Genomic DNA, 19,854 nt, shown 5'->3' with positions numbered 1-19,854 from the left:
CTTTTTTAATCGTAGCCTGCGTAAACGTATGTCCTCACAAAGTAACCAGACTCCTTTCCAGCCGCACCGTTTCTCCATTGCGCCGATGCTCGACTGGACCGATCGCCACTGCCGCTATTTCCTGCGTCAGCTGTCCCGCCACACGCTGCTGTACACCGAAATGGTGACCACCGGGGCGATCATCCACGGTAAAGGGGACTATCTGGCCTATAGCGAAGAAGAACATCCGATTGCGCTGCAGCTTGGCGGCAGTGATCCTCAGGCGCTGGCACACTGTGCGAAACTCGCCGAAGCGCGCGGCTACGATGAAATTAACCTGAACGTGGGCTGCCCGTCTGACCGGGTGCAGAACGGGCGTTTTGGTGCTTGCCTGATGGGTGAAGCACAGCTGGTTGCCGATTGTATTAAAGCAATGCGCGATGTGGTTTCTATTCCGGTGACGGTAAAAACCCGCATCGGCATTGATGATCAGGACAGCTACGAATTTCTCTGCGATTTCATTGGCACGGTGGCAGGCAAGGGCGAATGCGAGATGTTTATCATCCACGCGCGTAAAGCCTGGCTCTCTGGCCTGAGCCCAAAAGAAAACCGTGAAATTCCACCGCTGGATTACCCGCGCGTGTACCAGCTCAAGCGTGATTTCCCGCAGCTCACCATGGCGATTAACGGCGGGATTAAGACGCTGGAAGAAGCGAAAACCCACCTCGAGCATCTCGATGGCGTGATGGTCGGGCGCGAGGCTTACCAAAACCCGGGCTTGCTGACGACGGTTGACCGCGAAATTTTCGGGGCAGATGTTGCGGACAGCGATCCCGTTGCCGTGGTGCGAGCGATGTATCCATACATTGAACGCGAACTGGCAAACGGCACCTACCTGGGCCATGTAACTCGGCATATGCTTGGTTTATTCCAGGGAATACCGGGCGCGCGTCAGTGGCGCCGTTACTTAAGCGAAAACGCTCATAAAGCCGGGGCAGGCATTAAAGTGGTTGAACACGCGCTGTCTTTGGTTGCTGATAAGCGCCAGCTTTAGCCTTAAGGCCACCGGGAGAATTCAGGTATTGCGGAGCCGATCACAAGCCTGAACTTAATCCCGGTGGCGTCATTTCTTTTACTTATTAAATCTGCGACTATCCTTTCGCAGTAACAAGAATTCATCGCGCTGTACCCTACATACAGCACGAACAAAAAAGAAAGGGCTTCCTCCGGGAAGCCCTAATTCTTTCTGAATTTTGAGTGGTTTACGGAATTAACAGGCTTGAACCCTGCGTGGCACGGCTCTCCAGCGTCTGGTGTGCAAGCACCGCATCCTTCAGCGCAAATTTCTGGTTTTCCGCGACATCCACCTTAATCGCGCCGCTGGCGATCAGCGAAAACAACTCGTGGCAGGCTTCATCGAACTCGGCGCGGGTGGTGAGATAGCCGTTCAGAGAAGGGCGAGTCACGTACAGCGATCCCTTCTGGTTCAGAATGCCCAGGTTCACGCCGGTCACCGGCCCGGAAGAGTTACCAAAGCTCACCATCAGCCCACGGCGCTGCAGGCAATCCAGCGACGCTTCCCAGGTCTCTTTCCCGACGGAGTCATACACGACTGCCACTTTCTTGCCGCCGGTCAGCTCTTTGACGCGCTCAGAGATATTTTCGTGCTGATAGTTGATGGTTTGCCACGCCCCGGCCTGCAAAGCGCGATCGGCCTTTTGTGCTGAACCGACGGTACCAATCAGTTTGGCGCCCAGCGCTTTCGCCCACTGGCAGGCAATTAAGCCCACGCCGCCCGCCGCCGCGTGGAACAGGAAGGTTTCATTGGCTTTAATTTCGTAGGTTTTACGCAGCAGGTAAAACACGGTCAGGCCTTTCAGGAAAGAAGCTGCTGCCTGTTCGAAAGAGATAGCATCCGGGATTTTAGCGACTTTATCGGCTGGCGCATTGTGAACGCTGCTGTATGCGCCCAGGCCAGACTGCGCGTAAACAACGCGATCGCCAACCTTCAGGTGAGTGACTTTGCTGCCGACCTTGCTGACAACGCCAGCCGCTTCGGTACCCAGCCCGCTCGGGAGCGCCGGTGGCGGATAGAGCCCGCTGCGGATATAGGTATCAATGTAGTTAATACCTATCGCTTTATTCTCAACCTGAACTTCGTTCTCCGCCGGATCTTTCGGCGTAAACTCAACGGCTTTCAATACTTCAGGCCCGCCGTGTTGGCTAAATTCGATGCGCGTTGCCATGGAAACTCCTTGTGTCGAAGAGTGACAAGAATGGTTATACTTCCCGGTCTCTCACTATGAATTTGGTAGCTCCCTCACTATGGCAGGAAATAAACCCTTCAACAAACCGAAAGAACCCCGCGACCGTCAGGTAGAAGGGCTGAAGATGCCGCCGCACTCGCTTGAGGCGGAGCAGTCGGTGTTGGGCGGTTTAATGCTGGATAACGAACGCTGGGACAACGTCGCCGAGCGCGTGGTCGCTAACGACTTCTTCAGCCGTCCGCACCGCATGATCTTTACCGAAATGCAGCGCCTGCTCGAAATGAGCAAACCCATCGACCTGATTACGCTTTCTGAATCCCTGGAGCTCCAGGGGCAGCTCGAGAGCGTCGGTGGTTTTGCTTATCTCGCGGAACTCTCTAAAAACACGCCAAGTGCGGCGAACATCAGCGCTTACGCGGATATCGTGCGCGAACGTGCGGTTGTGCGCGAAATGATTGCGGTCGCCAATGAAATTGCCGATGCCGGCTACGACCCGCAGGGGCGTACCAGTGAAGATTTGCTGGATCTGGCAGAATCCCGCGTTTTCCAGATTGCCGAAAACCGTGCTAACAAAGATGAAGGCCCGAAAAGCATCGACCAGATTCTGGAAGCCACGGTTTCCCGAATTGAGTCCCTCTACCAGACGCCGCACGACGGCGTCACGGGGGTGGATACCGGCTACCAGGATCTGAACAAGAAAACAGCGGGCCTCCAGCGCTCTGACCTGATTATCGTGGCCGCTCGTCCGTCGATGGGTAAAACCACTTTTGCGATGAACCTGTGCGAAAACGCCGCCATGCTGCAGGACAAACCGGTACTGATTTTCAGCCTCGAAATGCCCGGCGAGCAGATCATGATGCGTATGCTGGCGTCGCTGTCGCGCGTGGACCAGACCCGAATCCGTACCGGCCAGCTGGACGATGAGGACTGGGCGCGTATCTCCAGCACCATGGGCATTTTGCTCGAGAAGCGCAACATGTACATCGATGACTCTTCTGGCCTGACACCAACCGAAGTGCGCTCCCGTGCCCGCCGTATCTACCGTGAGCATGAAGGTTTAAGCATGATCATGATTGACTACCTGCAGCTGATGCGCGTGCCGTCGCTGTCCGACAACCGTACGCTGGAGATCGCCGAGATTTCCCGCTCGCTCAAGGCGCTGGCAAAAGAACTTCAGGTTCCGGTGGTGGCGCTGTCGCAGCTTAACCGCTCCCTGGAACAGCGCGCCGACAAACGCCCGGTCAACTCCGACCTGCGTGAATCTGGCTCCATCGAGCAGGATGCCGACTTGATCATGTTTATCTATCGCGACGAGGTTTACCACGAAAACAGCGACCTGAAAGGTATCGCGGAAATCATCATCGGTAAGCAGCGTAACGGCCCGATCGGTACCGTACGCCTGACCTTTAACGGCCAGTGGTCACGCTTCGATAACTATGCCGGGCCGCAGTACGACGAAGAATAAAAATCCTCGTCATCCTTCAAGCCACAGCGGCGTGGGCTGCACTCTCACCCGAACCACTTACTTTAGTTAGCTCATTGGGCTGAGTTATTCCGCCGCCTTGCTGTGACCTGAATGATTTAGAGGATGGGTAGCATTTAATCCAAACACTGAGCAAGGAACGAACATGCAAGCGGCAACCGTCGTCATTAACCGCCGCGCTCTGCGACACAACCTGCAACGCCTCCGCGAACTGGCTCCGAACAGTCGCCTGGTGGCAGTCGTGAAAGCAAACGCCTATGGGCATGGTCTGCTGGAGACCGCCCGCACCTTAGAAAACGCCGATGCCTTCGGCGTGGCCCGCCTCGAAGAAGCCCTGCGCCTGCGGGAAGGGGGCATCACTAAACCCGTTCTGCTGCTGGAAGGGTTCTTCAATGCTGAAGACTTGCCGACGATTGCCGCCCAGAACTTCCAGACGGCGATCCACAGCATTCAACAGCTGGAAGCGCTAGAGCAGGCCGATCTCAGCCAGCCCATCACCGTCTGGATGAAGCTGGACACCGGGATGCACCGCCTCGGCGTGCGCCCGGAAGAGGCCGAAGCTTTCTATCAGCGCCTGGCCGCCTGCAAAAACGTCAGCCAGCCGGTAAACGTGGTGAGCCACTTTGCCCGTGCCGATGAGCCGGAGTCCGACGCCACCCCGCGCCAGCTCGATATCTTTAATTCTTTCACTGCAGGCAAGCCGGGGCAGCGCTCTATCGCCGCCTCGGGCGGCATTCTGCTGTGGCCCGACTCGCATATGGACTGGGTTCGCCCCGGCATCATCCTGTACGGCGTTTCGCCGCTGGAACAAAAGCCGTGGGGTGAAGACTTTGGTTTCCAGCCGGTGATGTCTTTAACCTCAAGCCTGATCGCGGTTCGCGGCCATAAAGCCGGGGAGCCGGTCGGCTACGGTGGGACCTGGACTGCCGAGCGCGACACCTGCCTTGGCGTGGTGGCTATGGGCTACGGTGACGGCTACCCGCGCAGCGCGCCGTCCGGCACGCCGGTGCTGATCAATGGTCGCGAAGTGCCCATTGTGGGGCGCGTTGCCATGGACATGATTTGCGTCGATTTAGGCCCGGATGCCGCCGATAAACCGGGCGATAGTGCAGTGCTGTGGGGTGAAGGTTTGCCGGTCGAACGCATCGCCGAATATTCGAATGTAAGTGCTTACGAACTTATCACTCGCCTGACTTCAAGGGTAACAATGAAGTATCTGGACTGAGTGTCCTCGCCTGGTTTACAGTGGAAATCCGCGAACTGTAAACCAGGAGAACCTCACCGTGTTTCAAAAAGTTGACGCCTATGCTGGCGACCCGATCCTTTCCCTCATGGAACGCTTTAAAGTCGATCCGCGCAGCGACAAGGTCAACCTCAGCATCGGCCTCTATTACAATGAAGATGGGGTGATCCCGCAGTTACAGGCCGTGGCAGAAGCAGAAGCTCGCCTGAATGCGCAGGCTCACGGCGCCTCTCTCTATTTACCGATGGAAGGCCTGAACAGCTATCGCAGCGCCATCGCGCCGCTGCTGTTTGGTGCTAACCACCCGGCGCTGGTGGAAGGTCGCATTGCCACTGTGCAAACGCTTGGGGGGTCCGGTGCCTTAAAAATTGGCGCTGACTTCCTGAAAACCTATTTCCCTGATTCACAGGTATGGGTCAGCGATCCAACCTGGGAAAACCACGTCGCCATCTTTGAAGGCGCGGGTTTCACCGTGAATACTTACCCGTGGTTCGACAGCGCAACCAACGGCGTGCGCTTTGAGGCGCTGCTGGAAAAACTGAATACGCTGCCTGAACTTAGCATCGTGCTGCTGCACCCTTGCTGCCACAACCCAACCGGCTCGGATCTCACCGACAGCCAGTGGGATGCCGTCACGGAAATTCTTAAAGCACGCAACCTGATCCCGTTCCTCGACATCGCCTATCAGGGCTTTGGCGCGGGCATGGGGCAGGATGCCTATGCCATCCGCGCCATCGCCTCCTCCGGGCAGCCGATGCTGGTCAGCAATTCCTTCTCTAAAATCTTCTCTCTCTATGGCGAACGCGTGGGCGGGCTTTCCGTAGTTTGCGAAGACAGTGATGCCGCAGGGCGAGTGCTGGGTCAGCTCAAAGCTACCGTGCGCCGCAACTACTCCAGCCCGCCGAACTTTGGGGCGCAGGTTGTGGCGACCGTTCTGAATGACGAGAAGCTGAAAGCAAGCTGGATTGCGGAAGTGGAAACCATGCGCGTGCGTATTCTGGAAATGCGCCAGGTGCTGGTGGAAGTGCTGACTAAAGCGGTGCCGGGGCGCAACTTTGACTACCTGGTGAAACAGCGCGGCATGTTTAGCTACACCGGGCTAAGCGCGGCTCAGGCCGACCGCCTGCGTGATGAGTTTGGCATTTACCTGCTCACCAGCGGTCGTATCTGCGTTGCCGGGCTTAATCACAGCAACGTTCAGCGCGTGGCGCAGGCGTTCGCTGCAGTGATGTAAGTACTCGCTAACTTTATTTGGTTACCGCATGTTCTCTTTTTCCTCTCCCGTTTGGGAGAGGAAATTCCTGCTCTATTCTGTGACCCTGCCTATTTTCTCTGACATAAAACTGAAAAAAATCTTTGTCGATCGGTCCCCGGCAGGTATGGTCGGAAGGCTTTATGGCAAGGCTGCTCATTTTAACAACGATTAAAAACAGAAAATAAAGGGAAAACAATGCGTAAGATCGCCCTGGCACTCAGTGCCGTCTGCCTGCTGGCAGGCTTCAATCATGCCGCTTTGGCAACCGAATCCGCCCCCGCTCCGCTGAATCCTGGCGTCACCGTGGCGCAGCTGGCGCAACAGGTGCCAATCCACTGGGTTTCCGTGGCACAAATTGAAAATAGCCTGCTTGGCCGCGCGCCTATCGCCGTCGGGTTTGATATCGACGATACCGTGCTGTTTTCCAGCCCGGGCTTTTATCGCGGGCAAAAAGAGTTCTCGCCGGGTAAGCAGGACTACCTGAAAAACCCGGCTTTTTGGGAAAAGATGAACAACGGCTGGGATGACTTCAGCATGCCTAAAGAGGTGGCAAAAAGCCTGATCACCATGCACCTCAAGCGCGGCGACAGCGTGTACTTTGTGACCGGACGCAGCCAGACCAAAACCGAAACCGTCACCAAAACCCTGCAAAACGACTTCCTGATCCCGGAGCCGAGCGTCAATCCGGTGATCTTTGCCGGCGATAAAGAAGGCCAGAACACCAAAACGCAGTGGCTGAAAGAGAAGAAAATCAAAATCTTCTACGGAGATTCAGACAACGACATCACCGCGGCCCAGGACGTCGGCGCGCGCGGCATTCGTATCCTGCGAGCCTCCAACTCCAGCTACCAGCCGTTGCCGAAAGCAGGCTCGTTTGGCGAAGAGGTTATCGTCAACTCCGAGTACTGATCCCGGCCAGAAAAGCGGCAGCTAACATAAATTGCCTGCCGTTTTTTTAATCAATTCCCTCGTCTGTTATCCGCTTTTGGCGCACACTTAATGCTGCCGCGAATGCTTCCGGTAAACGTTCAGGACGAGGAAATGAAGATGACCCATTCGGATCTTTTAGAGTACTGCATGAAAAAACCCGGCGCAGAGCAGAGCGTGCACAGCGACTGGAAGGCCACGCAAATCAAAGTTGGCGATGTGCTGTTTGCCATGGTGCATGCGGAGAACCAGCGCCCGGCAGTCTCCCTCAAAGCCACACCCGATCTGGCAGAGCTTCTGCGTCAGCAGCATCAGGACGTTTTCCCCAGCGCCCATTTGAATAAGGCGCACTGGAGCACGCTTTACCTCGACGGCTCGCTGCCCGGTTCGCAAATTTATTATCTGGTGGATGCTTCGTATCAGCAGGCGGTGGCATTGCTGCCTGAGCAGGTCAGGCAGCAATTGTCGGTTTGACTACTTCAGCAGTGGCTTGAGGAAACGCGCGGTATGAGAAGCTTCGCAGGTGGCGACGGTTTCCGGCGTGCCGGAGACCAAAATCTCGCCGCCGCCGCTGCCGCCTTCCGGCCCTAAGTCCACAATCCAGTCTGCGGTTTTAATCACGTCGAGATTGTGTTCAATCACCACAATGGTATTGCCCTGATCCCTGAGCTGATGCAGCACTTCCAGCAGTTGCTGGATATCCGCAAAGTGCAGGCCGGTGGTCGGCTCATCGAGGATATACAGCGTCTGGCCGGTGCCGCGCTTAGACAGCTCACGCGCCAGCTTAACGCGCTGTGCTTCACCGCCTGACAGCGTGGTCGCCGACTGGCCAAGCCGAATGTAGGACAGGCCCACGTCGATCAGCGTTTGCAGCTTACGCGCCAGCGCCGGAACGGCGTCGAAGAATTCGCGGGCATCTTCAATGGTCATATCCAGCACTTCGTGAATGCTTTTGCCTTTGTACTTAATCTCCAGCGTTTCACGGTTATAGCGTTTGCCTTTGCACTGGTCGCACGGCACGTAGATATCCGGCAGAAAGTGCATTTCGACTTTGATTACGCCGTCGCCCTGGCAGGCTTCGCAGCGCCCGCCGCGAACGTTGAAGCTAAAGCGCCCCGGCGTATAGCCGCGCGAGCGCGCTTCCGGTACGCCAGCAAACAGCTCGCGCACGGGGGTGAACACGCCGGTGTAGGTCGCCGGGTTGGAACGAGGTGTGCGGCCAATCGGGCTTTGGTCAATGTCGATGACCTTATCGAAGTGTTCCAGGCCCTGAACTTCACGGTACGGTGCCGGTTCGGCGATTGTCGCCCCGTTTAGCTGACGTTGGGCAATCGGGAACAGCGTGTCGTTAATCAGCGTCGACTTGCCGGAGCCGGATACCCCGGTAATACAGGTAAACAGCCCCACCGGCAGCGTCAGCGTGACGTCCTTCAGGTTGTTCCCCTTCGCGCCGGAGAGCTTGAGCACTTTTGACGGATCGGCAGCAACGCGCTGTTTCGGCACCGCAATCTCGCGTTTGCCGCTGAGGAACTGCCCGGTCAGGGATTCCGGCACCGCAATAATATCCTTCATGGTGCCTTCCGCGACCACCTGGCCGCCGTGCACGCCCGCGCCTGGACCAATATCGATAATATGGTCGGCGGCGCGAATGGCGTCTTCGTCATGCTCAACCACAATCACCGTGTTGCCGAGGTTACGCAGGTGAATCAGCGTTTCCAGCAGGCGCTCGTTATCGCGCTGGTGCAGGCCGATGGACGGCTCATCCAGCACGTACATCACGCCAACCAGCCCGGCGCCAATCTGGCTTGCCAGACGAATACGTTGGGCTTCACCACCGGACAGCGTTTCTGCCGAACGGGAGAGAGAAAGGTAGTTCAGGCCGACGTTCACCAGGAACTTCAGGCGATCGCCGATCTCTTTCAGTACTTTTTCCGCGATTTGCGCACGCTGGCCGCTGAGCTTCATGTTCTGGAAGAATTCCATCGCATGGCCGATGCTCATATCAGAAATCGTTGGCAGCGCGGTATTTTCTACAAATACATGGCGCGCTTCACGACGCAGGCGCGTGCCTTCGCAGCTGGTGCAGGGGCGGTTGCTGATGAATTTCGCCAGCTCTTCGCGCACGGCGGAAGATTCGGTTTCTTTGTAGCGACGCTCCATGTTGTGCAGCACGCCTTCGAACGGATGGCGGCGCACGGAGGTGTCCCCGCGGTCGTTCATGTACTTGAATTCGATTGTTTCTTTGCCCGAGCCGTGCAGCACAACTTTCTTCACCGCGTCGCTCAGCTCGTTCCACGGGGCTTCCACGTCGAACTTATAGTGATCGGCCAGCGAGCGCAGCATGGTGAAGTAATAGAAGTTACGGCGATCCCAGCCACGGATAGCGCCACCGGCCAGCGACAGCTCGCCGTTTTGCACCACGCGATCGGGATCGAAATATTGCTGTACGCCCAGGCCGTCGCAGGTCGGGCAGGCACCGGCCGGGTTGTTAAAGGAGAACAGGCGCGGTTCCAGCTCGCGCATGCTGTAGCCGCAGACCGGGCAGGCAAAGTTAGCGGAGAACAGCAGCTCTTCCGCTTTTTCATCGTCCATGTCGGCGACAACGGCAGACCCGCCGGACAGCTCCAGCGCGGTTTCAAACGACTCGGCCAGGCGCTGGGCGATGTCTTCACGTACCTTAAAGCGGTCGACGACCACTTCAATGGTGTGCTTTTTCTGTAGCTCTAATTTTGGCGGATCGGACAGGTCGCAGACTTCGCCGTCGATGCGCGCCCGGATATAGCCCTGGCTGGCCAGGTTTTCCAGCGTTTTGGCGTGTTCGCCTTTGCGATCTTTAATGATCGGCGCGAGCAGCATCAGGCGCTTGCCTTCCGGCTGCGCAAGCACGTTATCCACCATCTGGCTGACGGTTTGGGCCGCGAGCGGGATGTCGTGATCCGGGCAGCGCGGTTCGCCTACGCGGGCGTAAAGCAGACGCAGGTAGTCATGGATTTCCGTGATGGTGCCGACGGTGGAACGCGGGTTATGGGACGTGGATTTCTGTTCAATAGAAATCGCAGGAGACAACCCTTCGATATGGTCGACGTCCGGCTTCTCCATTAGCGACAGGAACTGACGCGCGTAAGCCGAAAGGGACTCAACGTAGCGACGCTGCCCTTCCGCGTACAGGGTGTCGAATGCCAGCGAGGATTTGCCTGAACCCGAAAGCCCGGTGACAACAATCAGTTTGTCGCGCGGGATGACGAGGTTGATATTTTTGAGATTGTGGGTGCGGGCGCCCCGAACTTCGATCTTATCCATTCACCTTTCCCGGAATAATGACTGCATGCGCCTGGTATGTATAGAGGTACAACCGACGGCCAGAAACGGCTAATTATGACACAATAAAACCTGAATGAATATCCAGTGTTTTAATGAAACGAGCTATACTTAGCCGACATTCTGGAATGTCCCTCGCAGCTATAAACATTGTGGGTGGCATAGTGTAGAATCCCCGGTTTAGACTATTTAAAAACGTTTCAGGAGACACGAACATGGCCAGCAGAGGCGTAAACAAGGTGATTCTCGTTGGGAATCTGGGTCAGGACCCGGAAGTACGCTACATGCCAAATGGGGGCGCTGTCGCCAACATTACACTGGCCACGTCAGAGTCCTGGCGTGATAAGCAAACCGGCGAAACCAAAGAAAAAACTGAGTGGCACCGCGTGGTGCTGTTCGGCAAACTGGCCGAAGTGGCTGGTGAATACCTGCGTAAAGGCTCTCAGGTTTACATCGAAGGCGCACTGCAAACCCGTAAATGGACCGACCAGGCTGGCGTAGAAAAATACACTACCGAAGTTGTGGTTAACGTGGGCGGCACCATGCAGATGCTCGGCGGCCGTCAGGGCGGCGGCGCTCCGGCGGGCGGCAACGGCGGCCAGCAGCAGGGCGGTTGGGGTCAGCCTCAGCAACCACAGGGCGGCAACCAGTTCAGCGGCGGCGCGCAGTCTCGTCCGCAGCAGCAGAGCGCACCAGCGCCATCTAACGAACCGCCAATGGATTTCGACGACGATATCCCGTTCTGATCCCCTCAGGGTGTAACCCTGTATGTGACGAACAAATAAAACCCTGCCTCGCAGGGTTTTTTTCTATTATGGCGGCATGAAATCTGCCGGGCAGGCGGCCCTCGGATAAGGAAGATACCGTGGCATTTTTAGGTTTTGTCAGTGAGAGAGCGTGTCGGTGTCAGGCGGACGCCACGCCATGGCTGCCTTCATTTAGCTTTTATGAAAAGCATCTCTCCCCGCCTATTGAAGGTTCGCCTGAAGCCATTATTCAGGCCGTTCTGGCGCTGAATATGGAAGACGATCCGGTTATCCGTCGGCTACTCCGTTTGCGCCAGCTCCCTCGCCGCCTGCGCCGGGCGTTGTTTAAGTCAGAGAGCGCGGAACCAGCCGATACCTTCGGGTTTGGCTCTTTCACTGTGCTGCATCAAAGCAGCCAGGAAGTCTCTTTTGGTTTGGCCGGGCGTTTCTGGCGACCGTTGCTTGACGTCGAGTCTCTGAAAGATGCCGAAGCCTTCAAGCATTTTGCCGACTCACGCGCGGCTAAGCTGATCTTGCGCTTTGATGTCACGCCTGAGAACAACGGCTCGGCGGTATTACGTACCGAAACCTTTGTCTATTGCCCAACGCCGCGCGTGAAAGCCCTGTTCGCTCTCTATTGGATGCTCATTCGTCCGGCCAGCGGCTGGGTCAGGCGGCGCACGCTACTCTCTATCCAGCGAAAGCTGGCGACAGACACTAATCACAGGTCAGGTAATGACAGACAAAATTGATGGCGTTCTGCGCCCCGAGCACATTATCCCGTTCCCTGATTCCATCAGTGAGGAGGCACAGGCCGCTCTGCGTCGCCAGGTTGACGAGAACGGTGTGCCCCACAACGCGCAATTTTCGATGCCATCCCACACCGATGGTGAAGCCTGGAAGCAGATTCAGGCCACTTCGGCGGCCTGGTATGCCGAAGCCATGAAATCCCGGCCAGCGAGCGATGAGCCGGACCCACAAACACTGCAGATTGAGCAGGCTACGGTGCATGTTGCCACGCCAGGCGCGCTGGCTTCAGAACATCACGTTCTGGTGGATCTCCACGGCGGGGCGTTTACCTTTGGCGGGGGTGAAGCCTGCAAGGCCAGTGCCAGCACCCAGGCTGTGCAGTATGGGCTTCGTTGCTACAGCGTCGATTACCGAATGCCGCCCGAGCATCCTTATCCGGCTGCGCTGGATGATTGCCTGGCCATATACCGTTACCTGCTCGAGCAATATGCCCCGGAAAATATCGTGATTGCCGGGCGTTCGGCTGGTGGGAATCTCGCCGCTGCGATGGTGCTGCGGGCGCGTGATGAAGGCTTGCCGTTGCCAGGTGCCTTAGTGCTGCTGTCCCCGGAGGCAGATCTGACCGAGTCCGGCGACAGCTTCCAGGTGAATCAGCTTGTGGATGTGGTACTGCCGGGATCGTTGAGGGAAAACAACCTGCTTTATGCCGCGGGGGCTGAGTTAACGCATCCTTATCTTTCGCCGCTGTTTGGCGATTTTACCCGTGGTTTCCCGGCAACATTGATTCAAAGCGGCACGCGGGATTTATTCCTGTCGAATGCGGTGAGGTTGCACCGGGTGTTGAGAAAAGCGAACGTTGAAGCCGAGCTGCACGTCTTTGAGGCGATGCCGCACGGTGGATTTATGGGAACGCCTGAAGACAGAGAGCTGGTGGAAGAAGTGGCGAAATTTATTCGCCGCCAGCTCAGGCTGGAGAACTCAAAGCAATAAAAAAGCCGGCGGCGAGGGATCGCGACCGGCTTTTATTCATTACGCTAACATTAAGCGTTAAGCAGCGGCTCTGCGGTTTTCTCCACCAGCGCCAGCAGGACTTTGACATCCTCCAGGGTGACGGTTGGGTTCAGCAGGGTCAGCTTCAGGCAGGTCACGCCGTTATGCTCGGTCACGCCAACGTTCGCGCGGCCAGACTCCAGCAGCGCATCACCGATTTTCTGGTTCAGCAGCGCGATTTCCGCATCGCTGCGGCCAGCCAGGCTTGCCGGACGGAAGCGGAACAGCACGCTCGCCAGCTGAGGCTGCATCACCAGCTCCAGAGAAGCGTGGTCAGCCACATAGGTCGCCACATTCTTCGCCATGGTCACACCATGATCGATGATTTCAGCGTACTGTTTCTGGCCCAGCGCTTCGAGGCCCATCCACAGCTTCAGAGCGTCAAAGCGGCGGGTGGTCTGCAGCGACTTGGACACCAGGTTCGGTACGCCTTGCTCTTCGTCGAACTCGGAGTTCAGGTAGGCCGCCTGGTAGCGCATCAGCTCGTAGTGGCGAGCATCTTTCAGCAGGAACGCGCCGCAGCTGATGGTCTGGAAGAACTGCTTGTGGAAGTCCAGGGTAACGGAATCCACCAGCTCCAGGCCGTTCAGGTAATCACGATACTTCTCGGACAGCAGCAGTGCGCCGCCCCAGGCTGCATCAACGTGTACCCAAATCTGGTGCTCTGCGGCCAGCTTCGCGATGTCGCTCAGCGGGTCGATAGCGCCTGCATCGGTCGTACCGGCAGTGGCGACGATAGCCATGATCTGCTCGCCGTTCGCTTGCGCCTGGGCGATTTTAGCCGCCAGGTCGGTAACGTCCATGCGGGCAAACTCATCGGTTTTCACCAGCGTGACTGACTGGTAGCCCATGCCCATCAGCGCCATGTTTTTCTGCACGGAGAAGTGGGCATTTTCAGAGCACAGTACTCTGATTTTGCGGATATCACCGGTCAGACCATCCTGCTGGACAGAGTGGCCCTGGCGCGCAAAGTAAGCGTCACGCGCCAGCATCAGGCCCATCAGGTTGCTCTGGGTTCCGCCGCTGGTGAACACGCCCGCGTCGCCAGGCTGATAACCGACCTGAGCGCGCAGCCATTCGATCAGCTTCATCTCAATGATGGTCGCCGACGGGCTTTGGTCCCAGGAGTCCATGCTCTGGTTGGTGGCGTTGATCAGCACTTCTGCGGCCTGGCTAACCACCAGGCTTGGGCAGTGCAGGTGCGCCACGCACTGCGGGTGATGCACCAGCAGGCTGTCTTTTAAGAAATACTCAATCGCGCGTTCAATCGCGACCTGGTTGCCCAGGCCCTGAGGATTGAAGTCGAGCTGAATGCGTTCTTTCAGCTCGGCGACGGTTTTGCCCTGGTACATCTGGGGCTGCTGCAGCCATTCCACTACGGCCTGGCTGGTCTGGGCGATCGCCTGCTGGTACTCCTCAATGCTCTGGGCAGAGGAGGCCAGAATCGGGTTAGATCGGGACATATTTATTACTCCAATCAGACAGCTTTTGCGCCAGCGGCTAACAAGGCTTTTTCAAATTTACTCAGGAAGATTTCCAGCTCGTCGTCGCTGATCAGCAGGGACGGCAGCAGGCGCAGCACGCAGCCGTTACGGCCACCGCGCTCCAGAATCAGGCCCGCTTCGAAGCATTTTTTCTGAATCAGAGCAGACAGCGCGCCGTCAGCCGGGTAGCAACCCATGTGATCCTGTGCTTCTTCTGGCTTCACGATCTCAATGCCGAGCATCAGGCCCAGGCCGCGAACGTGGCCGATAGCCGGGTAGCGTTTCTGCAGATCGTACAGTTTGCCTTTCAGCCATTCGCCCTGAGCGGCAACTTTGTCTGCGACTTTGTTGTCTTTCAGGTACTTCAGGGTGGTCAGGCCGGTGGCCATTGCCAGCTGGTTGCCGCGGAAGGTGCCGGTGTGGTGACCAGGTTCCCAGGCATCGATCTCTTTTCTCAGGCCCAATACGGCCAGCGGCAGACCGCCACCAACGGCTTTGGACATCACGATGATGTCTGGCTCAATGCCAGCGTGTTCGTAGGCGAACAGCTTGCCGGTACGGGCAAAGCCAGCCTGAACTTCATCGATGATCAGCACGATGCCGTGCTCTTTGGTCACTTTGCGGATGCGCTGCAGCCACTCTGCAGGAGCCGGGTTCACGCCGCCTTCGCCCTGAACCGCTTCGAGGATCACGGCCGCAGGTTTGCGCACGCCGCTTTCAACGTCGTTGATCAGGTTGTCGAAGTAATAGGTCAGCGCTTTCACGCCCGCGTCGCCGCCAATGCCCAGCGGGCAGCGGTATTCGTGCGGGTATGGCAGGAACTGTACTTCCGGCATCAGGCCGTTGATGGCCGCTTTCGGAGACAGGTTGCCGGTCACGGACAGCGCGCCGTGGGTCATCCCGTGGTAGCCGCCGGAGAAGCTGATTACGCCGCTGCGGCCAGTGTGTTTCTTCGCCAGCTTGATAGCGGCTTCTACTGCGTCCGCGCCGGATGGGCCGCAGAACTGCAGGCAGTACTCTTTACCCTGGCTCGGCAGTAAAGAGAGCAGGTATTCTGAGAACTCGTCTTTTAACGGCGTAGTCAGATCCAAAGTATGTAACGGCAAGCCGCTGGTAATGACGTTTTGGATGCTTTGCAGGATGTCAGGATGGTTGTGGCCAAGCGCCAACGTGCCCGCACCGGCCAGACAGTCAAGGTAGCGGTTACCTTCCACGTCGATGATCCAGGCGCCCTGGGCTTTGGCTATAGCGAACGGTAATTTGCGCGGGTAACTTCTGACATTCGATTCGAATTCAGCCTGTCGTGCCAAATAGGTTTCGTTGGTAGCGTTTGCAGATTTTGCATCTAAAGTATCAATACGGACTTTATCCGTCATCATATCTCTCCTACAACCGTCGGCATGAGCGCAGCGGCTGAATTAAGTAAACAATACTCATCATGCTTCAAGTTGAAACTCGAATTATCCAGAGTATAGGTATCGGTTAGGGTGCATAAAACGCCGCCAATATATGGCTTTTTACCCCCCCGCTCAATCATTTATTTTTTTCGATTTTTTTAATTTAAAATCAATGAATTGAAGACTCTTTTGACGGGTATCCAGACATCCGATCTCTCAACTATTGGCAATGGCAGGAAAAAAAGCCCCCTGAAAGGCCTAATTTTGCGTATTAAAACGGTCTGGACAGACCAGGTTTTGCTGGATAGAAATAATTAACAACAAAAAATTACCCCAGGACATTGATTGGCAACTGGGGTTGCACTTTTTACCCGTAAATCTGGCGCTGGTTCAGCTTCAACGGCAAAAAACGCCCACCTGTTTTTCAATAATGTCTGCCAGGCAATCCCGAATCGGATTAGGTTCAGATGAGGCTCTTGGTAGACAAATGCCTAATGAAGGGAGAGCGGGAAGCGTCTGGATCATCGGGAGATCGGCTGGTTTTCCTACCTGCGTTCTTGGCGTCACGCCTAATCCGGCGCGCGCCGCTGCCCATAGGCCGTTCAGACTGCTGCTGGTAAAGGCTATCCGCCAGGGGATCCCTGCGCAATCCAGTGCCTCAATGGCGTGACGGCGTAAAATACAGGGAGCGTCAAAAACCACTAAAGGTAGCGGCTGCCCATTGGCGAGGCATGCCTCTACCTGCTCGGGGATGCCCATCCAGTGCAGCGGAATTTTACCGATCTCATTCTCTGCGGAGGCCGATGGCGTTTGCCAGAGTAAGGCCAAATCCAGCTGCGAATGGTTGAGGGCGGACTCCAGCTCTGCGTTTCGTGCGATACGTGCCTCAAGAATGACGGCAGGGTGGGCGCGACTAAATGACCCAAGAACGTCGGTTAACAAGCCCTCACCGAAATCCTCCTGAAACCCTACCCGTAAGAGCCCACTCAGCTGTGTGTCGCCCACCGCAGCCATTGCGGCATCATTCAGCTCCAGCAGGCGTTTCGCATAACTCAACACAATTTCGCCGGTTGGTGTCAGCGCCAGGCCCCGGCCTGATTTTTTGACGACCGGCGTTCCGACCTGATCTTCCAGTTTCTTTAACTGGGCGCTGACCGCTGAGGTCGATCGCCCCAGCCGGTCCGCTGCCCGGGCAAAGCTGCCGAGCGCCATGCCGGTCACAAAGGTGCGGAGAACGTCGAGATCTAAATTCGTCATAGTTATTGTCCTGAAAATCAGGATTATTGGTTAAAAAATATCTGATTTTTAGAATGATACTCAATGAGTATGCTCAGGTTGTCAACAACAGCCGGGAGGCTTCATGGGCGAAACATCATACGACATTCAACGGGTTTTGAGCCGGGCGCCAAAACTTGCCAGCATGAGCAACGACTTGTTATTCATGGATATCTGGGAAAGAGCGGAACTGAATAAACGCGATCGCAGCCTGATCACCGTGGCGGCGCTGCTGGCGCTGTACCGGCTTGAACAGCTGCCTATTCATCTCGAATTAGCGCGCAAAAATGGCGTCAGCGATGAGGAGTTAAGCGAGCTGATCACCCATCTGGCTTTTTATGCGGGCTGGCCTGCCGCCCACAGTGCGCTAAAGGTACTGGATAAGCTGATCGTCGGATGTCGTCGGGAGGAGCAATAAATGCCGGTACTTCATGTCACCTTATTAAAAGGAAAAACGGAGGCCTGGCTGGCGGCGGTTTCATCCAGCATACAGCGGGCGCTGGTGGAGGCATTTGATGTGCCGGAGGCAGATCTGTTTCAGGTTTTTCATGAGCAAGATAAATCAGCGCTGCGGTTTGATCGTCACTATATGGCGGGGCCGCGCAGCAATGACTGGCTTCTGATTGAGATAACGGCCGGTAAGCCACGAAGTATTGAGATGAAGCAGCGTTTTTACCGGGTCATTACCGATCAACTTGCCGAGTCACCGGGCATTCAGCCCAACGACGTTATGGTCGTCATTCGCCATAACAAGGCTGAGGACTGGTCGTTTGGTGGGGGCAAGGCGAGTTTGCTCGCGGAGTAAGATCTACCCCTTAAAAGCGCTGGGCGCGGGGGAATCATCGCTGTATATTTTCATACACAACGATCATAAGGACTCTCGCCGTGAACCGATTTACCCGCCGCCTGACGCTGGGCGCACTATTAGTACTTTCCCCGCTCGCTGCGCTGGCGAACCGCACGCTCACCGACCAGCTTGGCCGCCAGGTCACGATCCCCGACGAGGTTAACCGCGTCGTGGTGCTTCAGCACCAAACGCTCAACCTGCTGGTGCAAATGAACGCCACCGACAAAGTGGTTGGCATTCTGGCGAACTGGAAGCAACAGCTTGGCAGCGGCTACGCGCGCCTGGCACCGGAGCTTGAGCATAAGGCCCAGTTAGGGGATTTAACCAGCGTGGACACCGAAAAGCTGGTGGCGCTGCACCCTCAGGTGGTGTTCGTCACCAACTATGCGCCGCAGGAGATGATCGACAGCATTAGCAAACTCGGCATCCCGGTGATTGCGATTTCTCTGCGGCACGATACACCGGGCGAGCAGGGCAAACTGAACCCGTCGATGCAGGACGAAGAGCAAGCCTATAATCTCGGCCTGAAAGAAGGCATCGAACTGATTGGTGAAGTGGTTAATAAAGAGAAGCAGGCCAAAGCGCTGATCGACGCCACTTTTGCCGAGCGCAAGCTGGTCAGCGACCGCCTGAAAGACATCCCGGCAGACCAGCGGGTGCGGGCTTATATGGCCAATCCTGACCTGGCCACCTACGGCTCCGGGAAATATACCGGCCTGATGATGGCCCACGCGGGCGCGTTGAACGTGGCGGCGTCCGCCGTGAAAGGCTTCAAGCAGGTGTCGATGGAGCAGGTGATCGCCTGGGATCCGCAGGTGATCTTCGTGCAGGATCGTTACCCCAAAGTGGTGGATGAGATCGTCAGCAAGCCCGAGTGGCAGCCGATCGACGCGGTGAAAAGCCATCAGGTCTGGCTGATGCCGGAATACGCCAAAGCCTGGGGCTACCCGATGCCGGAAGCGATGGCGATCGGTGAGCTGTGGATGGCGAAAAAACTGTATCCCGCCAGATTCAAAGACATCGACATGAAGAAAGTGGCCGACAGCTGGTATCAGCGTTTTTACCGCACCCACTATGAAGGCGTTGAGTAATGACGCTGCAAATTCTGGCGGCGGGAAGCCTGCGGCGGGTCTGGCAGCCGCTTATGGCCCAGTTTGAGCAGGAAACTAGCTTGCCGACAGAGACGCAATTTGGGCCTGCGGGCCTGCTAAGAGCCCGTATAGAAGCCGGCGAAAACTGTTCGCTGTTTGCGTCGGCAAACATGGCGCACCCGCACTCGCTGCTGGAGCGGGGCAAAGCTCGGGGGGTTCACCGGTTTGCCGGGAACGCCCTTTGCCTGACGGCGGCGGCGCACTGCGTTGATGAGCAGAGTACCTGGCTAACGCTATTGAGCAATCCGGCCTTACGCATTGGCACGTCCACGCCGGGCAGCGATCCTTCCGGGGATTATACCTGGCAGTTCTTTGGCAGATTTGAAGCTGAATTTGGCATCGCCCTGCAGCCGCGAGCCTTAGCTCTGGTTGGCGGACCGGACACGCAGGCCGTGCCCGACGGCAGGCTTGCGGCGCAGTGGCTTATTGCCAGCGGGCAGTCCGATCTTATGATTGGTTACCGAAGCTATGCCGCAGCGCTGCAGGCCCATCGTGAACTGCGGGTGTTCGAGATCCCGGCATCCTACAATATTCAGGCCGATTATGGGCTGGCGGTATGCGACGAACGGGCGGAGCCGCTGCGGGCGTTCCTGGTCTCGGACGCTGCGCGGCAAATACTGCGGGATTACGGCTTTGTCGTCTGAAAGTAAAAAACCGCCGATGAAGGCGGTTTTTTTTAATG

18 protein-coding genes are annotated in these 19,854 nt (G+C 56.7%); 13 read left to right on the top strand and 5 right to left on the bottom strand.

From position 1 onward, the window contains the following. The first annotated feature begins 28 nt into the window (after positions 1 to 28). Positions 29 to 1,033 (top strand): tRNA dihydrouridine(20/20a) synthase DusA, encoded by a 1,005-nt coding sequence (gene dusA, locus A936_RS06470; RefSeq protein WP_008455825.1) that lies wholly within the window; start codon positions 29 to 31, stop codon positions 1,031 to 1,033. A gap of 208 nt (positions 1,034 to 1,241) precedes the next feature. Here dusA and A936_RS06465 read toward each other — a convergent pair whose 3' ends face one another. After that, positions 1,242 to 2,225: a quinone oxidoreductase gene (locus A936_RS06465; protein WP_008455823.1), complete on the bottom strand. Its 984-nt coding sequence runs from the start codon at positions 2,223 to 2,225 to the stop codon at positions 1,242 to 1,244. 79 nt (positions 2,226 to 2,304) lie between these two features. Here A936_RS06465 and dnaB point away from each other — a divergent pair, with 79 nt between their 5' ends. The 5 genes from dnaB (at position 2,305) to A936_RS06440 (ending at position 7,628) form a co-directional block, all read left to right on the top strand. After that, positions 2,305 to 3,711, top strand: coding sequence for a replicative DNA helicase (dnaB, locus tag A936_RS06460; protein WP_008455821.1), 1,407 nt, complete (start codon positions 2,305 to 2,307; stop codon positions 3,709 to 3,711). Between the two features lie 163 nt (positions 3,712 to 3,874). Then, positions 3,875 to 4,954 (top strand): alanine racemase, encoded by a 1,080-nt coding sequence (alr, locus tag A936_RS06455; RefSeq protein WP_008455820.1) that lies wholly within the window; start codon positions 3,875 to 3,877, stop codon positions 4,952 to 4,954. Between the two features lie 58 nt (positions 4,955 to 5,012). Further along, a complete protein-coding gene (locus A936_RS06450; protein ID WP_008455818.1) occupies positions 5,013 to 6,206 on the top strand; it encodes an amino acid aminotransferase in 1,194 nt (397 codons plus the stop codon). A gap of 216 nt (positions 6,207 to 6,422) precedes the next feature. Further along, positions 6,423 to 7,136: an acid phosphatase AphA gene (aphA, locus tag A936_RS06445; protein WP_008455816.1), complete on the top strand. Its 714-nt coding sequence runs from the start codon at positions 6,423 to 6,425 to the stop codon at positions 7,134 to 7,136. A gap of 138 nt (positions 7,137 to 7,274) precedes the next feature. Then, on the top strand, positions 7,275 to 7,628 hold the full coding sequence (locus A936_RS06440) for an MmcQ/YjbR family DNA-binding protein (protein WP_008455815.1): 354 nt from the start codon (positions 7,275 to 7,277) through the stop codon (positions 7,626 to 7,628). Here the strand turns inward: A936_RS06440 and uvrA are convergent, their stop codons facing one another. Next, on the bottom strand, positions 7,629 to 10,454 hold the full coding sequence (uvrA, locus tag A936_RS06435) for an excinuclease ABC subunit UvrA (RefSeq protein WP_008455814.1): 2,826 nt from the start codon (positions 10,452 to 10,454) through the stop codon (positions 7,629 to 7,631). 233 nt (positions 10,455 to 10,687) lie between these two features. Here uvrA and ssb1 point away from each other — a divergent pair, with 233 nt between their 5' ends. From ssb1 to A936_RS06420, 3 genes are all read left to right on the top strand, one after another. Beyond that, a complete protein-coding gene (gene ssb1, locus A936_RS06430; RefSeq protein ID WP_008455813.1) occupies positions 10,688 to 11,218 on the top strand; it encodes a single-stranded DNA-binding protein SSB1 in 531 nt (176 codons plus the stop codon). Between the two features lie 119 nt (positions 11,219 to 11,337). Beyond that, positions 11,338 to 11,970, top strand: a complete 633-nt coding sequence (locus A936_RS06425) for a hypothetical protein (RefSeq protein ID WP_008455811.1) — start codon at positions 11,338 to 11,340, stop codon at positions 11,968 to 11,970. Continuing rightward, entirely contained in the window at positions 11,954 to 12,958 is a 1,005-nt protein-coding gene (locus tag A936_RS06420) for an alpha/beta hydrolase (protein ID WP_008455809.1), read from the top strand. The genes A936_RS06425 and A936_RS06420 overlap by 17 nt, the downstream gene beginning before the upstream one ends. 50 nt (positions 12,959 to 13,008) lie before the next feature. Here the strand turns inward: A936_RS06420 and A936_RS06415 are convergent, their stop codons facing one another. The 3 genes from A936_RS06415 to A936_RS06405 all read right to left on the bottom strand — a co-directional run bounded on the left by A936_RS06415 (position 13,009) and on the right by A936_RS06405 (position 17,156). Then, positions 13,009 to 14,481, bottom strand: a complete 1,473-nt coding sequence (locus tag A936_RS06415) for a pyridoxal phosphate-dependent decarboxylase family protein (RefSeq protein WP_008455807.1) — start codon at positions 14,479 to 14,481, stop codon at positions 13,009 to 13,011. Positions 14,482 to 14,495: 14 nt separating this feature from the next. After that, entirely contained in the window at positions 14,496 to 15,881 is a 1,386-nt protein-coding gene (locus A936_RS06410) for a diaminobutyrate--2-oxoglutarate transaminase (RefSeq protein ID WP_008455804.1), read from the bottom strand. A 414-nt stretch (positions 15,882 to 16,295) separates the two neighbouring features. Further along, a complete protein-coding gene (locus A936_RS06405; protein ID WP_008455803.1) occupies positions 16,296 to 17,156 on the bottom strand; it encodes a LysR substrate-binding domain-containing protein in 861 nt (286 codons plus the stop codon). Between the two features lie 103 nt (positions 17,157 to 17,259). Here A936_RS06405 and A936_RS06400 point away from each other — a divergent pair, with 103 nt between their 5' ends. From A936_RS06400 to modA, 4 genes are all read left to right on the top strand, one after another. Beyond that, a complete protein-coding gene (locus tag A936_RS06400) occupies positions 17,260 to 17,592 on the top strand; it encodes a carboxymuconolactone decarboxylase family protein (RefSeq protein WP_008455802.1) in 333 nt (110 codons plus the stop codon). Next, positions 17,593 to 17,979, top strand: coding sequence for a tautomerase family protein (locus A936_RS06395; protein WP_008455800.1), 387 nt, complete (start codon positions 17,593 to 17,595; stop codon positions 17,977 to 17,979). An 80-nt stretch (positions 17,980 to 18,059) separates the two neighbouring features. Continuing rightward, positions 18,060 to 19,112, top strand: coding sequence for an ABC transporter substrate-binding protein (locus A936_RS06390; RefSeq protein ID WP_008455798.1), 1,053 nt, complete (start codon positions 18,060 to 18,062; stop codon positions 19,110 to 19,112). Continuing rightward, positions 19,112 to 19,816, top strand: coding sequence for a molybdate ABC transporter substrate-binding protein (gene modA / locus A936_RS06385; RefSeq protein WP_008455796.1), 705 nt, complete (start codon positions 19,112 to 19,114; stop codon positions 19,814 to 19,816). Before A936_RS06390 ends, modA begins: the two co-directional genes overlap by 1 nt. Positions 19,817 to 19,854: the final 38 nt, after the last annotated feature.

It is taken from the genome of Enterobacter sp. Ag1 (assembly GCA_000277545.1).
Lineage (GTDB): Bacteria > Pseudomonadota > Gammaproteobacteria > Enterobacterales > Enterobacteriaceae > Cedecea.
This window is presented reverse-complemented; position numbering and strand designations above follow the sequence as displayed.

Excerpts from the sequence above, each read along its gene's own strand:
- modA (WP_008455796.1), top strand. The coding sequence starts at position 19,112 with ATGACGCTGCAAATTCTGGCGGCGGGAAGCCTGCGGCGGGTCTGGCAG.
- A936_RS06395 (WP_008455800.1), top strand. The coding sequence starts at position 17,593 with ATGCCGGTACTTCATGTCACCTTATTAAAAGGAAAAACGGAGGCCTGG.
- dnaB (WP_008455821.1), top strand. The coding sequence starts at position 2,305 with ATGGCAGGAAATAAACCCTTCAACAAACCGAAAGAACCCCGCGACCGT.
- aphA (WP_008455816.1), top strand. The coding sequence starts at position 6,423 with ATGCGTAAGATCGCCCTGGCACTCAGTGCCGTCTGCCTGCTGGCAGGC.
- A936_RS06415 (WP_008455807.1), bottom strand. The coding sequence starts at position 14,481 with ATGTCCCGATCTAACCCGATTCTGGCCTCCTCTGCCCAGAGCATTGAG.
- alr (WP_008455820.1), top strand. The coding sequence starts at position 3,875 with ATGCAAGCGGCAACCGTCGTCATTAACCGCCGCGCTCTGCGACACAAC.
- A936_RS06465 (WP_008455823.1), bottom strand. The coding sequence starts at position 2,225 with ATGGCAACGCGCATCGAATTTAGCCAACACGGCGGGCCTGAAGTATTG.
- A936_RS06420 (WP_008455809.1), top strand. The coding sequence starts at position 11,954 with ATGACAGACAAAATTGATGGCGTTCTGCGCCCCGAGCACATTATCCCG.
- uvrA (WP_008455814.1), bottom strand. The coding sequence starts at position 10,454 with ATGGATAAGATCGAAGTTCGGGGCGCCCGCACCCACAATCTCAAAAAT.
- A936_RS06440 (WP_008455815.1), top strand. The coding sequence starts at position 7,275 with ATGACCCATTCGGATCTTTTAGAGTACTGCATGAAAAAACCCGGCGCA.
- dusA (WP_008455825.1), top strand. The coding sequence starts at position 29 with ATGTCCTCACAAAGTAACCAGACTCCTTTCCAGCCGCACCGTTTCTCC.
- ssb1 (WP_008455813.1), top strand. The coding sequence starts at position 10,688 with ATGGCCAGCAGAGGCGTAAACAAGGTGATTCTCGTTGGGAATCTGGGT.
- A936_RS06410 (WP_008455804.1), bottom strand. The coding sequence starts at position 15,881 with ATGATGACGGATAAAGTCCGTATTGATACTTTAGATGCAAAATCTGCA.
- A936_RS06405 (WP_008455803.1), bottom strand. The coding sequence starts at position 17,156 with ATGACGAATTTAGATCTCGACGTTCTCCGCACCTTTGTGACCGGCATG.
- A936_RS06400 (WP_008455802.1), top strand. The coding sequence starts at position 17,260 with ATGGGCGAAACATCATACGACATTCAACGGGTTTTGAGCCGGGCGCCA.